The organism is Vibrio sp. 970, from assembly GCF_033339075.1.
The window spans coordinates 220,330-234,663 of sequence record NZ_JAWOTW010000002.1 but is presented as its reverse complement, the minus strand read 5'-3'; the positions used below and the strand labels follow the sequence as shown (position 1 = coordinate 234,663).

Here is a 14,334-nt window from a genome sequence, read left to right as displayed (position 1 = left end):
CATCTGCTGAAAACAAATGCCAATACAAAAAGCGAAGCAACTTGTTGGCTACATCGTCGTAAAACCATTAAGGGAAAAGTAAAACAGACAGAAAAAAGCCAAGTGTGAGCCTATGGGGGTCAGCAACAACACTTGGCTTGTTTATAAGAAAGCTTGTGGTCAGCTCAACTGGTGAGCATCAATTCTGGATAATTCCTTAAGGTTTTACCGCAAAGAATCGTCCTTGTAGTGGCGACATCAGAATCTGATATTGACCATTACTCGGAGTAATTTTTTCATTCGTGAGCAAATCCACCAACTCACCAGTACCAACACTCTCCTGAGTAAGAGTGACGCTTCTAGCGCTCTCTAAGGTATTTAGCGCAAACAAGACTTTGTCCGAACCAGATTGTTTCAAGTCCACATAACTGCCGTTACTCGCAACTAAATTCGTGCGTGACCCTTGATAAAGTGCAGGATGCGCATCGCGCATTGTCATCAGCGATGTCACATAAGATTTGAGATCGGCTTGGTTTGCATCAAGCGTCGCCGTCACGCCTTCAATTTTCGCACTACTGCGCGCAACGTGATCATCGCACAAACCTTGAATGGCGCAGGTGCTGTTGTCTTCTTTTGCTGCAAAACCATCCACTTGATCCCCGATTTCATCACCGTAGTACAACGTGATTGGCCCGGTGTACGCCGCTTGGAAAGCAAACGCGGCTTTATGGCGTAACCAATATTCTGCATCATTCACATCCGCCAAGTTTCCGCGCTGTAACAAGTCACCAAAGCGCACTAAATCATGGTTGCCGATCATCAAATTCGGCTGCGCATGTGTTGGATATTGGTTGTGTGTGCTGTAGCCGTTGTCTAACCAATACGCACCGCGACCACCCACGCCGCTCTCATTCACGGCCAAAGTTTCAACGATGCGATATCGCATAGGGAAGTCAAACGCAGAGCACAATGCTGGATCGCTGTTCGATCCATACGCCTCATTCGCGATCTCAGACTCCCCTTTCCAAATCTCTGCCACCATATAGCCCAACGGATTCACTTGTTCGCCTTTGCTATTGGTGTACGTCACACTTTGTGAGGCTTCATCGACGGCTTTACGAAGTTGTGTCCAAGCGTCTGTCGGAACTTGATAGGCTTGATCTAAACGCCAGCCGTCAATCTTGAGTTCTTTGATCCAATACGTCGCCACCTCTTTGTAGAAATCGAGACTGGCTGGGTAATCCACGGGGTTGCTTGAGCCTGAAGGCAACAAGCCGGAAGGCGACAAGCCGGAAGGCGACAAGCCGGAAGGCGACAAGCCGGAAGGCGAGGGTTTGATCAAACCATTCTTATGGTGGCCAAATACGCCATCAAAAAATACGTATAAGCCGCGTTTGTGTGCTTCCTCGACCAAGGTTCTCGCCGTTTCTAAATCACCAAAACGTGGATCAATGGTGAAGTAATCCGTTGCAAAGTAGCCCGTGGCATCCAGACGATCGGCCCAGTGTTCTTGGCCCGCTATCGCTTCCGATTCAAAAACTGGCGTCAACCAAATCGCGTTCATCCCTAAATCTTGGATGTAATCGAGTGAATCAATCACTCCTTGCAAATCGCCGTTATGATGGCTGGTGCCATAACCTGTACCGTGACCAATGCTCGCATCACCATCCACAAAACTCTCTACCATGATTTGATAAGTACGAAGTTGGTTACTTTGCGCCATGACATTGGCTTGGCAAGCATAACTGGTATCCGGTAGCGGAGTGCTGCTATTAGTGTCGCCACCACCAGAAGAATTACACGCAGATAAAGCCCCAATCACACTTAACGCAAGCAACGATCGAGACAGGCGATGGTTACGTAGGATATTACGCATTTTATTCTCCCTAACTTACTCAAATAAACTACGGAAATTTGAGTAATAAAATTAACCCCGACATGTGTTTCATGCAGGGGTTAATAAATAAAAATAGAGTTTAAATAATTGAATGGAATATTATTGGCACTTATTTACCATAATTGAATAAGGTGAGCCATCATCTGTAAATTCTAAACTCCAAAGATATTTACCAGGCTCTTTAATTTCTAGTTTTGTATCTGTACCGTAACCACCGTAAGTCAGTTCATTTAATTGTCCGACCGATAATTTTTTACCTTTGGCAGTAAACTGTGGTTTCCATTGTTCAGCGGCATACTGCATTTTATAATTACCTGAAATTTCATCGGTAATCACTTGATAGACATTGTTCCCCTTATAGGTCAGCTTGCGCTCGGCAGTGTGCTTCCAATCTGCATTTGGGAAACTACCTACAACAAAAATGTCTTTAGACAATGGGCCAGATTCGGCTGAATCCGGCAAACTACAATTTGTCATCATATCAATCTGCGTGCTCGTAAACGCAACCGCATTATTTACTTCACCTTGGGTTGTATTTTCTGATGATGTGGACGAGCAAGCAGACAAGATAGACACAGCAGCTAAAGTACATGCTGTATTTATAATTATTTTTTTCACGTTATATCCTTATTTTTATTAGACCAAGTACTAATTAAATTAGAACATATATATTATGGATCGAAATAAAATAAATTTTAAATAGGAATAATATAATATGTGAAAAAGATAACTAAATGCGTAATAAAAAAGCCGACTATCTTAGCCGGCTTTTTAAAATTATCTATTTACTATTAACTGCTTTTACAAATACTTCTTGCGCACCTTCAATTCCTAACGCTTTTGCTTCATCAAGTAAGCTCAGAGCTTTAGGGATATCATCTGCTTTTACGGCCGCTTTAATTGCGTTGTGGTAGTAAGTTTGTGTTTCAGGCTGTACTGATTCAACCGCCTTAGCCGCAATTGGAGCCGCCGCTGGTTCATTACTTGATGTTCCGATTGAGAAGAAACTCACACGGTCAATCGAGACTTCAATCTTACCTGTATCACTGTTAGGAATTGGAATATCTTTTACTTCTGGTAAGTAGTTACCTCTCCCCTCAGCGTCCAAACGCGCGGGGTGAATCACTTCGGTAAACCCGCCAAGGTCGGCTTTATCTGTATAAATAATAAGATAAACAGAATCTAATCCCGTTGGGGGGAAAAAGTCTTTTTCGGCAGCCAAGCGATTACCAAGATGCAGGCGAGGTTTTTTGTACTCAAATTCAGTTTTATCATAATTTTCGAGCTCTCTACCATTTTTATCGACAATAACTGCTCTTGGTACAAAAGCCGTCTCTTCGATTAGACTGGTGATTTTAATAGCAAACTCACCACGATCTGCTGGAAGCTCAAACACAGCGACACGGCTATCGATATTCTGATACTTCAGAACTTGGCTTTGAGCAGTGATATCAATAATGGCAGAGCTAGGAAGCTTCATTTTTACCGATTGAAGTTCAGAGAGTGTGTCAACTTGTTGCATTTGAGCAACTTGAACTTGTTCGATAACTTCAGTGGATTGGCAGCCAGCAAGCGCTACACATCCACTTAACATGAGGGCACGGAAGTACATACTTTTTCCTTCTAGTTATTTTTCTAAAGGTTTTGGCACTAAAGCATCTTAGAGTGACTTTAATGAAACGTCTAACTTTTCAATAACCCTTAGAAAAATAGCCGACTGATGTCGGCTATTTGACTAGGACAGCTAGATAACTAAGAGTTTATTTGATTACCACCAAGCCTCAGCTTGAACACCAAATACGAACTCTGTATCGTCACCGTTGAACGCATTGTCATTTTCAGTATCTAGCAAGTAAGTTCCGTATACACGTAGTTCTGGACGAGCCCAGAAGCTGTCACCCATAGCCCAAGCTTGAGCAACTGTGAATTTAGCATTACCAAAATCTTCTTTTGCTAGGCCACTATCTGCGATTTTCTCACCAGAGTTGTAACCCGCTTCGAATACTGTGCGCATTGTATCGTTCCACTTGTACATAGGACGAACAACTACAGAATATTGATCAATATCGAAGTTTTTACCTGTGTAAGCGCCAGCAGCTTGACCACCAATGTCGCTACCTGATAGGTAAGCAAGTTGGTGACCCATTTCCCAGTTCTCAGCTAGGTTCATTACACCCCAGTTGATCAAACGGAAGCCTGATGCATCATTAAATGCCTCTGTACCTCGCGCGTAATAAGCACCAGATCCCCAGAAGTTAGCAGCTTGAACACCGTAACCATTTGTACCGTATTGAAATACTGTTTGGTTAAAACCGTTACTCATACCTTGATGGATAATCGCAGACGCCAATACGCCGTCATCCGCTTCTTCTTTTGCATCGTTAGAATCTGTCGCAAAGTTGTAAGCAACAGCCAACTCAAGAGCAGCATTATCCCAAAGGCCGATGTTCGCTAAACGAGCATCAAAGATGTAACCCGTTGAATCTGAAGTTTCACCATCTTGAATCAATGCTAGAGATAGTTTTTGGTTGCCTACTGAGAGGTTTTCGATACCACCACCAGTACCAGAAGTGTTTAGGAAATAGAAATCAGTGATGTGGATATCTTTACGCTGGTAGTAAGTTTTACCAGCCCACATAGTTGCGTCTTTATCAGAAGCAATCAGACCTTTAGCTTTTACAGCAAACTGAGCAACGTTAAAATCAGCATCTTCCCAACCATTCGCACCAGGAGCACCAGAAGCAATCATAGATTCGATACGCCAAGTCTGGTCACCCATTTTCAACTCTTCCGCCAAACCAAACTCAGAGTAGTTATCGTCTTCGTTACCCAGACGACCAATACCAAATTTGTTTACAGCAAGGTCACCATTACCATTACCGCTGATACCAGTACCAGCGCGCATGTAACCGTTAAAATCCACTGCAAACGCAGAACCAGCAGCTAAAGTTGCAGCAACAGCAGCAGCAATTACACTTACTTTTTTCATTCTTAACTCCATTAAGGGTATTTATAATTCTGTCTTCCCTGCTCACTCTTTTAGGTGAATATAGGCAGTAAAAACACACCTAAAGAAAGAGAGGTAAGATGGGAACGAATCCCCGTTTGTTTCAACAGTTGTGAGATTACCCGAGGCGTACAAGGATGACTTCCTCCGCCCTAAACTAATTTAAGGGGGATGAGAAGGGAGTAGAAAATTTACCGAATGGTGTTTTTTCGAGTCAGATCACCAATCTAGGGAGGAATTAGTAAGTTTGTTCGGTTTTGAGCCGCTACAAAGTGATAGCCATTTCATATTTTTGACTCTAAGCCGTCACATAAAGTAATTAAATTACACGAATATTTTTATATTTAGGGTGGTTGACCTTAGTAAGACAAAGTTTTTAACTTATAGTTTCCTAAAGGTAGCAATAAATATTAAATAAAGTATCTCCGATGACACGACTTCTCTCTCGCCCCTACCCCCTGGGCGCAACATTGAATAAAGAAGGCTGTAACTTCTCTATTCATGCTCCGGGCGTAAAAGACATTCAACTGGCATTGTTTGCAGACGATGGCAGCTACGAGCTTCGCGGTTTACCGAATGAATACGCTGGCATACGTCATACTTTTATTCCAGATATTAAGCCGGGGCAAAAATACGGTTATCTTGTCTCCCACAAGGACGAGCCACTGTTAATTTCTGATCCGTACGCAAAATCAATAGATAAAGCCCTCCACTATCATCCTCCCTACTCTCCAGCCAAAAGTTTCGATATGCCGAAGTGCGTCGTTATCGAAGATGATTTTGACTGGCAAAACACGGATCACCCGCGTATACCCAGAGAAGAGATGGTGTTGTTTGAGACGCACGTCAAAGGGATTACCCAACGCCACCCAGAGGTTGAGGACAAGCTGAGGGGGCGCTATTTAGGTCTTGCATCACCTGAAATGCTGGCCTTTTACAAACAGCAAAACATCAACACGCTGCAATTGCTACCTGTCGCAGCATGCATGCATGAGCCTCATCTACTAGAGATGGAAAAGGTCAATTATTGGGGATACAACCCTTATCTCTTTATGGTGCCCGATCCGCGCTACGCAGAACAAGACGCCGTTACGGAATTAAAAACAACAATTCGCGAATTGCATAAAAACGGCATTGAGGTGATTCTCGACGTGGTTTACAACCACACTGCTGAAGGTGGTGAAGGGCCTACAATTTTCAACCTGAAAGCCCTCGACTCCTGTTTTTACATCAAACATGGCAACCACTTCGCCAATTACACTGGCTGCGGAAATACAGTGGATCTCACCTACCAACCAGCCTTAAACCTTGTGATGGATACATTGCGCTACTGGGTTAGCGAATTTAAAGTCGATGGCTTCCGTTTTGACTTGGCTGCAACGTTAGGTCGACAGGGCGATGATTACAACCCAGAAGCAGCTTTCTTTAAAGCCGTTGCGCAAGACCCAATTTTGCGTGAAACCAAATTGATTGCCGAGCCTTGGGATATTGGTCCAAATGGCTACCAAGTGGGTAACTTTCCATTTGGTTGGAACGAATGTAATGACAAACTGCGTGATATTTCCCGCAGTTTTTGGCGCGGTGATCAAGGCTATTTAAAAGAGTTTGCCACTCGATTAATGGGCTCTCGTGACATTTATAGTGCAGCGAACTGGCCATACAAACTCACCGTAAATTACATCACGTATCACGATGGCTTCACACTGCAAGATTTAGTGTCTTACAAGCACAAACATAACGAAGCCAATGGCGAAGAAAATCGCGACGGTCACGGTGACAATCGTTCAGAAAACTACGGTGTTGAGGGCGAGACGGAAAATCTGATGATCATCGCCACGCGTGAGAAGCAAAAACGCAACCTTATTGCTAGCTTGCTGTTTGCCTTCGGTATCCCACACATTCTCACTGCTGATGTTCTGTCTCACACCCAAGGCGGTAACAATAATGCCTATTGCCAAGACAACGAAACCAGTTGGCTGAACTGGGAAGAGACAGAACGTAAGCAACATTTCAAAGCATGGATGTCACAAATGGTCGCCAACCGAAATCAATACATGGTGCCATTTATCCGAGCTTTCAGTGGCGAAAACCGCAATAACAACCGTATTTTCTGGCGCCGTACAGACGGTCGCTTAATGGAGCACGATGATTGGAACCGTTTATGCTCTGTCGCACTTCACCTTGGTATCGGTAAAGAAGGGCAAGAGCTGGTCTACCTCATCAACCAAACTAACGCCACAGCGCGCTTTAAACTCCCCAATGAGCGAAAGCAAGAATGGGTGACGATCTGTGATACAAACGTACGTAACCTCAACCCAGGACATGCTGAAGGCGAAGTCTTGCTGTCACCCACCTCAATGGTGATTTTGCACTATCAACCAAACCAAAGCACACCAAAAGGTGAGCAAACGCATAGCTAAGTTATAAACGCTCCAAAAAAGGAAAGCCGATGCATCTCAGTGCTTCGGCTTTTTTGTTGGTTAGATTTGCCTAACTCATTATTCGCAAGGCGGCGCTAGGTGGATCAAAGCCAATCCACCCAGTGACGTCTCGCGGTATTTCTTGTTCATGTCTTTGCCCGTTTGATACATGGTTTCAATCACCTTATCCAACGAGATCAAACATTTACTATTACGCTTTAATGCCATGCGAGATGCATTGATCGCTTTCATTGCCCCCATTGCATTACGCTCAATACACGGTACTTGCACTAAGCCACCAATTGGGTCACAAGTCATGCCTAGTGAGTGCTCCATGGCAATCTCAGCAGCAATGCAAATTTGTTCATTGCTGCCACCACGTAGCGCGGTCAAGCCAGCTGCCGCCATAGAAGAAGAAACACCGACTTCGCCCTGACAACCCACTTCGGCACCCGAGATAGACGCATTAGTTTTGTACAAAATGCCAATCGCACCGGATACAGCAAGGAAGTCTTTAAGCTGTTTAGTATCGAGCTCTTTGATGAAGCGATGGTAGTACATCAATACCGCTGGAATCACACCCGCCGCACCATTAGTTGGCGACGTTACGACTTGTCCACCAGCGGCGTTTTCTTCACTCACAGCAAAAGCAAACAGGTTAATCCAATCCATGATTTCCATTGGATCGTTTTCAATCGCTGCATTTGCTTCAAGCTTCTTCAGCAAGTTAGGCGCACGGCGGGTCACGTTCAAGCCGCCATCCAAGATACCTTCTGTCTCGAAACCGCGCTCCATGCAACGCGTCATCACACGCCAGATCTGTTCTGCACGTTGATTGATGGCTTCCATATCCTGAAATGCTTGTTCGTTTTTCAGAATCATGCCACCGAGGCTCATGCCGTTCTTCTCTGCCTGCGCCAACATTTCGTCCGCACTGGAGAATGGAAACTCAACTTCTACGGGAGCAGTCGCACTGCCATTTTGCAGTTCATTCGCCGTTGCGATGAAACCACCACCGATAGAGTAGTAAGTTTCAAACCCAACCTGATTGCCGTGCGCATCTAAGGCAGTAATCGTCATGCCATTCTCATGCAGAGGAAGGTTCTCTTCGTGGAATAACATATCCGTTTTGTTGTTGAATTCGATTTCATGACGGCCATCAACAGACATCATGCCCTCTTCAATCGCCTTGCGCATCGCTTTGTTCGCAGAAGCGATTTTGATGGTATCTGGTTTGTTACCCAACAGACCCAAAATCGTTGCACGGTCAGTATGGTGACCAACCCCCGTTAACGAGAGTGAGCCGTATAAATCGACTTGAATACGAACCACTTTTGCCAAGTTCGATTCAATCAAACGAGTGAAGTGGTAACCCGCGATCATTGGACCATTGGTGTGAGAGCTAGAAGGGCCCACACCAATCTTGTAAATATCAAAGATGGACAGCATAAACTTACCTATTACGACAATGCAGCATAAAGCCAATCAGGGAGAACCATACAAGCAGCGATGGTCGCCACAGCGAACACCAACAGCCCGTAATGGCTTGCGGTTGGCTTTGCAAAAAGATGTTTTTGATTATTGATAAAGATTTGTTGTTCGGCAGTCACAGCGCCCCAACGACGGCTCACTAACACACCAAACAAAAGGAAGACAAACGTACCAATTGGCGCGAACCACGGCCAAGCCACGTCGAGATACATTGCAGTAAACACCGCAATCACACTCATGATACTGCCAACGATCACGCCTTTCTCAGTGGCTTTTGCCCAGAATAAGCCAAGCACGAATGACCCAAGACGGATACCAACAAAGATGGAAGTCAGGCTAGCGATGGTTTTGAGTACCGATTCATTCGATACCGCCAGAAGAGCTGGCACTACCACCATAGCCGCAGCTAGCAAACTCATCTTTCTTGCGACTTTTTCGTAGTGCTCATCATCGGCACTCTTGCGAACGAAACGCTTGTAGATATCGAACGTTGCGACAGTCGCCATCGAGTTGTAGGTCGAGTCCAAGGTCGACATTGCGGCCGCCGCCAACGCGGAAATGATCAAACCAACGACGATTGGGTTAGTGTGGTTGAAGACGAAATCCAAAATCACTTCATTGCTGTTTTCAAACGATTGATCTTGATAGAAAACACTCAAAAGAACACCGAGTACCGCGAAGAACAAGTACACGAAAAACGCACCGTAACCACACAACAGCATCGACTTCTGCGCCGTCTTTTCACATCTCGTCGCTAACGTGCGTTGGATGATCAATTGGTTGGTGCCGTACACACTCAAATGCAAAAAGCTCACGGCAACCACGCCAGCCCAGAGTGTGGTATCTACGCCCAAATCAAAATCTAAGTTGATGATATTCAGGTGATCACGAGAAAGGTAATCTGCCGCATTAATCTCTGTCATTAGAATGGCAAAGATAGCGATGCTGCCTGCTACCAATACTGCAGATTGCAACATATCGGTCCAGATCACCGTGGAAATTCCGCCCGCATAGGTATAGCAAGCGGTGAAAATACTAATGTAGATAATGGCTTCAGAAATACTGATAGGCAGAACTTGCACTAAGATCAGCGCCACGGCATACAAAATCACACCCGCAGAGATACATTGAACCACAATGAACACAATCGAGTTGATGGTTCTTGCATACACCCCAAAGCGGTGCTCAAGATATTCATAAATCGAAGTCAGACCCAGCTTATAGAAAACAGGCACAAAGAAAATGACGGTGAAAAAAATAACGATGGGATAGTTAAGGTGAATACTCATCGCTTCCATGCCAGAGCTATAAACCCAACCTGGCATCCCTACAAACGTCATCGCACTAATGTAAGTCGCAAGTATCGAAACACCTGCCGTAAACCAGCCAAATTGCTTTCCACCCGTAGAAAAGTCGCCACCATTGCTGTAGCGCTTATTCACTAAATAGCTGATTAATATGGTGATTAACACGTATAACGCAATCACCACAAAACTTGAGTACGTAACCATTTCAGGGTTTCCATAATTCTGGGTGCTAACTATTTGTGCTTGGATATTACTTTAAAAAAGCATATCTAAACGATAATCCCGCCATAACTGTGACTACAATCACCAATATAGACGGTTATATATTCAAAAATGCCAAAAAGACCGATTTAATGAGACTCCCATCACTAAAAACCACTAATTGGGTACGCATTCATTTTAAAATTGATATTGATCACGGATCTAATGACCTTAAAAAAACTATGATTCACACCGACACGAAATCGAAGATGATCCAAATAAGATCGTGTTCATTGAGTTTGAATAGCAACAAATCCTAAGTGAAATAGAGGTTTATCGGTCATGAATGCCAAAAGACACATGAGCGAAGTTCCTATGATTCAAAGGGTAGCTGCCTATCTAGCGATACTGGTTGGTTACTTTTTCTATTGTTATAACTTTGTAATTATTGACTACGTACGCCCATACATCGTTGAAGCGTATGATGGTATTAGCCTGTCAGACACTGCCCAGTTCTATACATGGCAGTCGGTTGGTGCACTTATCGGTGCATTGAGCTGTGCTTGGTTCGCAACAAAATTTGGTAAGAAATCCACTCTTATTACCATCACAGCCCTAAACGGTGGCGCTACGATCATCAATATGATGTTCACCGACTACACAACATGGGCAGCAATGCGTTTCATCATTGGTTTGTCACTGGGTGGTTACTTCACCGTGGCAGTAAGCTTGATGATCGGCCTATTTACGCCAACGGTACGTGGTAAGTTGACGGCATTCGCGTCTTCTATGTTCTCTGTAGCACTGATGGTAATGGGTGCGTATGCAGCATTTATTGCAAGCATTGATGCACCATGGGAAAGCCTAATGCTTGTTGGTGGTATCCCACCATTGGCAGCCGCTGTGGTCATGATCTTTGTGCTACCTAGCGACAGCAAAGTGATCGCTTACGGTGAAGAAGAACAAGCAAAAGCGGAAGAATCAGACGCACCAGCGAAAACAGGCTCTTGGGGCGAAATGTTAAGCAAGCCTTACCGTAAGATCACTCTAACGTGTCTATTACTGGCTGGCCTTAACTTCTATGGTTTCCAATTCTTTGGTGGCTTCGTAACCACTTACCTACGTGATGTACGTATGTTCGACGGTGCAACCATCGGTCTCATCTTCTCTATCTCAGCATTTGGTTCACTGTTTGGTGCGTGGTTCTGGGGTTGGGTAGCTGACAAATTCGGTCGTAAGGTGAACGCGTTTGGCTTCATCCTAGCGGGCATCATGGTTTCAATCTTCTTTGTTGCACCTGGCGACATGGTGATTGGCGGCCTAAACATGCTGGCTCTACTTGGTCTGATTTACAACTTCGGCCTGTCTTCTTCAGCGGTATGGGGTGGTTACTTCTCAGAACTGTTCCCAGCACACCTACGTAGCTACGGCGCGGCGCTATTCCACGGTGGTCGTATCCTCGGTATGTGGGCACCAATGGTACTTATCTTCATCCAAGAGCGTACCGACCTACAAACCGCAATGTGGGGTTCACCAATCGTATGGATCCTTGCTGGTCTTCTATGGCTATCACTGCCAGAGACACTAAAAGGCGGCGTGTTCGATAAGAGCAAAAAAGCCGAAGCAGCAAAAGCGTAACTGAATTTCAAAAACTCCGGCTGGCTCCCCGGTCGGATGAAAAAACTTAATTTCGAGTCCTGTTCCCAAAGCCGACTCGACAGCAAATAAGAGAGTTTATTATGTCTAAATATCAAGAAGCGAAACGCGTTGTACGTGAATACTTCAGCGCAATGGAAAACGCAACTCACGAGAACGTGGCAGAAGTACTAAAAGCACATACTTCAGAAGATTACCTATGGCGTGGTGTTTACCCATTCCGTGAGCAACAAGGCGCTCAAGCAGCGGCTGACGTTTTCTGGGCTCCTTTGATGAAATCAATGACTCGCATGCAGCGTCGTCAAGACATCTTCATCGGTGGTGAGAACGAAGTAACATCAGGTGAAATCTGGGTAATGAGCATGGGTCACTTCATGGGTCTATTCGACGCTGAATACCTAGGCATGCGCCCAACTGGCAAAATCATGAACATCCGTTACGCAGAGTTTAACTGTGTTGAAAACGGCAAGATCACTAAGACTGGCCTATTCCTAGACCTTCTAGGTGCGATGGACCAAGCGGGTTGTTACCCACTACCACCATCAACAGGTAAACACTTCGTATACCCTGGTCCTCGTAACCACGACGGTCTACTGTTCGAAGACGCAGCACCAGAAGAAGGTGTAGCAACACTAGCACTAGTGAACAAGATGGTTGATGACCTATCTGCACTAAACGACAGCGGTGCTATGGGTTGCCCACCAGAAGTTCTTGAGAAGAGCTGGTCTAAAGACATGATCTGGTACGGTCCATGTGGTATCGGTGCGTCTTACACAATCCCTCGTTACCAACAGCAGCACCAATTGCCGTTCCGTAACAACCTGAAAGACAAGAAGTTTAACGGCCACGTATGTCGTTTCGCAGAAGGTAACTTCTCTTGTTTCTTCGGCTGGCCAAACCTATCTAACACGCCAATCGGTGGTTTCCTAGGTATGACAGGCGGTGAAGTACGTGCAGACATGCAAGTGGTTGACGTTTACTACCGTGACGGCGACAAGCTATCTGAGAACTGGGTACTGATCGACCTTCCTTACTGGCTAAAACAGCAAGGTCTAGACGTGTTCGAGCGTACTCAACAGATCCTAAACCCTTCTCTGTAAGAAGTCCTAGGGGCGGATTGTCAACCCGCCTTTATGTTGCCTGAATCCCCTCTCGGTTCAGGCGACATGCTCCCAACTCGTGCCTCAAGGATGGGGCACAACCTCAAGATAGAACCCTTATTCAAAACGGGCATGAACGCACGGTGGCTTTCTGCGCCCTGAATAATGAGATTGATGATGAAAAAGTCGACCCTTTCTGCAGTGATTTTAGCAGCGCTTACTTCTAGCTCAGCCTTTGCTGCACACACTTTTGTTAATGACGCTGGCGACAGCCTAACCATCGATGGCCGTTTCGATCTTCGCTACCAAGACCGTGGCGGTGATGACAACGGCGAATGGAACAGCGGCAGCTCACGTTTCGGTTTGAAAGGCCAAATGGGTCTGGATAATGGCTGGACTGGTTTCGGTCACGCGGAATGGGGCTACAACTCTGGCGCGAACGGCGACAACATTTACGACCGCTTGCTATACGCAGGTGTTGACCACGAAAAATACGGCAAGATTGCTGCGGGTACTAAGCAGTGGTCTACCTTCTACGACGTAGCATGGTACACCGATTTAGGTCGTGTATTCGGTACTCGTGGCTCAGGTGTTTACAACCTAGCTGACTGGGGTATCGCATCCGGTGCTGGTCGTGCAGAAAACTCAATTACGTACCGTAATTCAATCAATGAAAAAGTGAGCTACGGCTTTACTTACCAAACCACGCGTGAAGATGTTGCTCTAGCAGGCAATGCGACAGCCTCACTGAAAAACGGCATGGGTGCGTCGATCACTTACAAACCGGTTGATGGCGTAACACTGGGTGCGGCTTACCATCAGAATGAAGTTGCGGATCTAGACGCAAGCGTGGTTGGCGTAGAAAACGGCGACAACATGCGCATCATGCTATTGGGCGCAAACTACAGCAACGGTGGCTTCTACGCGGGTGCGACTTTCCACGTTGGCGAAAACTGGGAAGCAGTGAGCCAAGGCGGTACGGACGTAATGTTCGATACCCTAGGTGGCGAAATCTACACTTACTACCACTTCGACAACGGCCTACGCCCAACGTTGAACTACAACTACATGGAAGATCGCGGTGACGAGACGCAAGGTTACGAGCGTAACTTGCTGATTCCTGGTGTTGAATACCACTTCCAGAAGAACAAATTCCTAGTTTGGACTGAATACCAATTCGACCTAGGTAAAGATCAGTACGATGGCAGCAAATTCGAAAATCGTGATGATCAATTCGCGGCAGGTATTCGCTACTACTTCTGATAATACTCATCTC

At 45.5% G+C, this 14,334-nt stretch carries 10 protein-coding genes; 4 read left to right on the top strand and 6 right to left on the bottom strand.

The genetic code is table 11. The features are described from left to right. Window positions 1–196 precede the first annotated feature (196 nt). The 4 genes from R7Q11_RS03600 to lamB form a co-directional block, all read right to left on the bottom strand. Window positions 197–1,855: an alpha-amylase family glycosyl hydrolase gene (locus tag R7Q11_RS03600; RefSeq protein WP_225466190.1), complete on the bottom strand. Its 1,659-nt coding sequence runs from the start codon at window positions 1,853–1,855 to the stop codon at window positions 197–199. Window positions 1,856–1,975: 120 nt separating this feature from the next. Beyond that, window positions 1,976–2,494, bottom strand: coding sequence for a glycosidase (locus R7Q11_RS03595; protein ID WP_225466189.1), 519 nt, complete (start codon window positions 2,492–2,494; stop codon window positions 1,976–1,978). A 163-nt stretch (window positions 2,495–2,657) separates the two neighbouring features. Then, a complete protein-coding gene (locus R7Q11_RS03590) occupies window positions 2,658–3,488 on the bottom strand; it encodes a MalM family protein (RefSeq protein WP_053307972.1) in 831 nt (276 codons plus the stop codon). Between the two features lie 156 nt (window positions 3,489–3,644). Continuing rightward, window positions 3,645–4,865: a maltoporin LamB gene (lamB, locus tag R7Q11_RS03585; RefSeq protein WP_053307973.1), complete on the bottom strand. Its 1,221-nt coding sequence runs from the start codon at window positions 4,863–4,865 to the stop codon at window positions 3,645–3,647. A 446-nt stretch (window positions 4,866–5,311) separates the two neighbouring features. Here lamB and glgX point away from each other — a divergent pair, with 446 nt between their 5' ends. Then, window positions 5,312–7,303: a glycogen debranching protein GlgX gene (glgX, locus tag R7Q11_RS03580; RefSeq protein WP_225466188.1), complete on the top strand. Its 1,992-nt coding sequence runs from the start codon at window positions 5,312–5,314 to the stop codon at window positions 7,301–7,303. Between the two features lie 78 nt (window positions 7,304–7,381). Here the strand turns inward: glgX and R7Q11_RS03575 are convergent, their stop codons facing one another. Together R7Q11_RS03575 and R7Q11_RS03570 are read right to left on the bottom strand one after the other, a co-directional pair. After that, entirely contained in the window at window positions 7,382–8,752 is a 1,371-nt protein-coding gene (locus R7Q11_RS03575) for an L-serine ammonia-lyase (RefSeq protein ID WP_225466187.1), read from the bottom strand. A gap of 11 nt (window positions 8,753–8,763) precedes the next feature. Further along, a complete protein-coding gene (locus R7Q11_RS03570; RefSeq protein WP_225466186.1) occupies window positions 8,764–10,305 on the bottom strand; it encodes a sodium:solute symporter in 1,542 nt (513 codons plus the stop codon). A gap of 339 nt (window positions 10,306–10,644) precedes the next feature. Here R7Q11_RS03570 and R7Q11_RS03565 point away from each other — a divergent pair, with 339 nt between their 5' ends. The 3 genes from R7Q11_RS03565 to R7Q11_RS03555 all read left to right on the top strand — a co-directional run bounded on the left by R7Q11_RS03565 (window position 10,645) and on the right by R7Q11_RS03555 (window position 14,321). Beyond that, on the top strand, window positions 10,645–11,940 hold the full coding sequence (locus R7Q11_RS03565) for an MFS transporter (RefSeq protein ID WP_025768655.1): 1,296 nt from the start codon (window positions 10,645–10,647) through the stop codon (window positions 11,938–11,940). Between the two features lie 101 nt (window positions 11,941–12,041). Continuing rightward, a complete protein-coding gene (locus R7Q11_RS03560) occupies window positions 12,042–13,058 on the top strand; it encodes a nuclear transport factor 2 family protein (RefSeq protein ID WP_005374772.1) in 1,017 nt (338 codons plus the stop codon). Between the two features lie 177 nt (window positions 13,059–13,235). After that, window positions 13,236–14,321, top strand: coding sequence for a porin (locus R7Q11_RS03555; RefSeq protein ID WP_225466185.1), 1,086 nt, complete (start codon window positions 13,236–13,238; stop codon window positions 14,319–14,321). Window positions 14,322–14,334 lie beyond the last annotated feature (13 nt).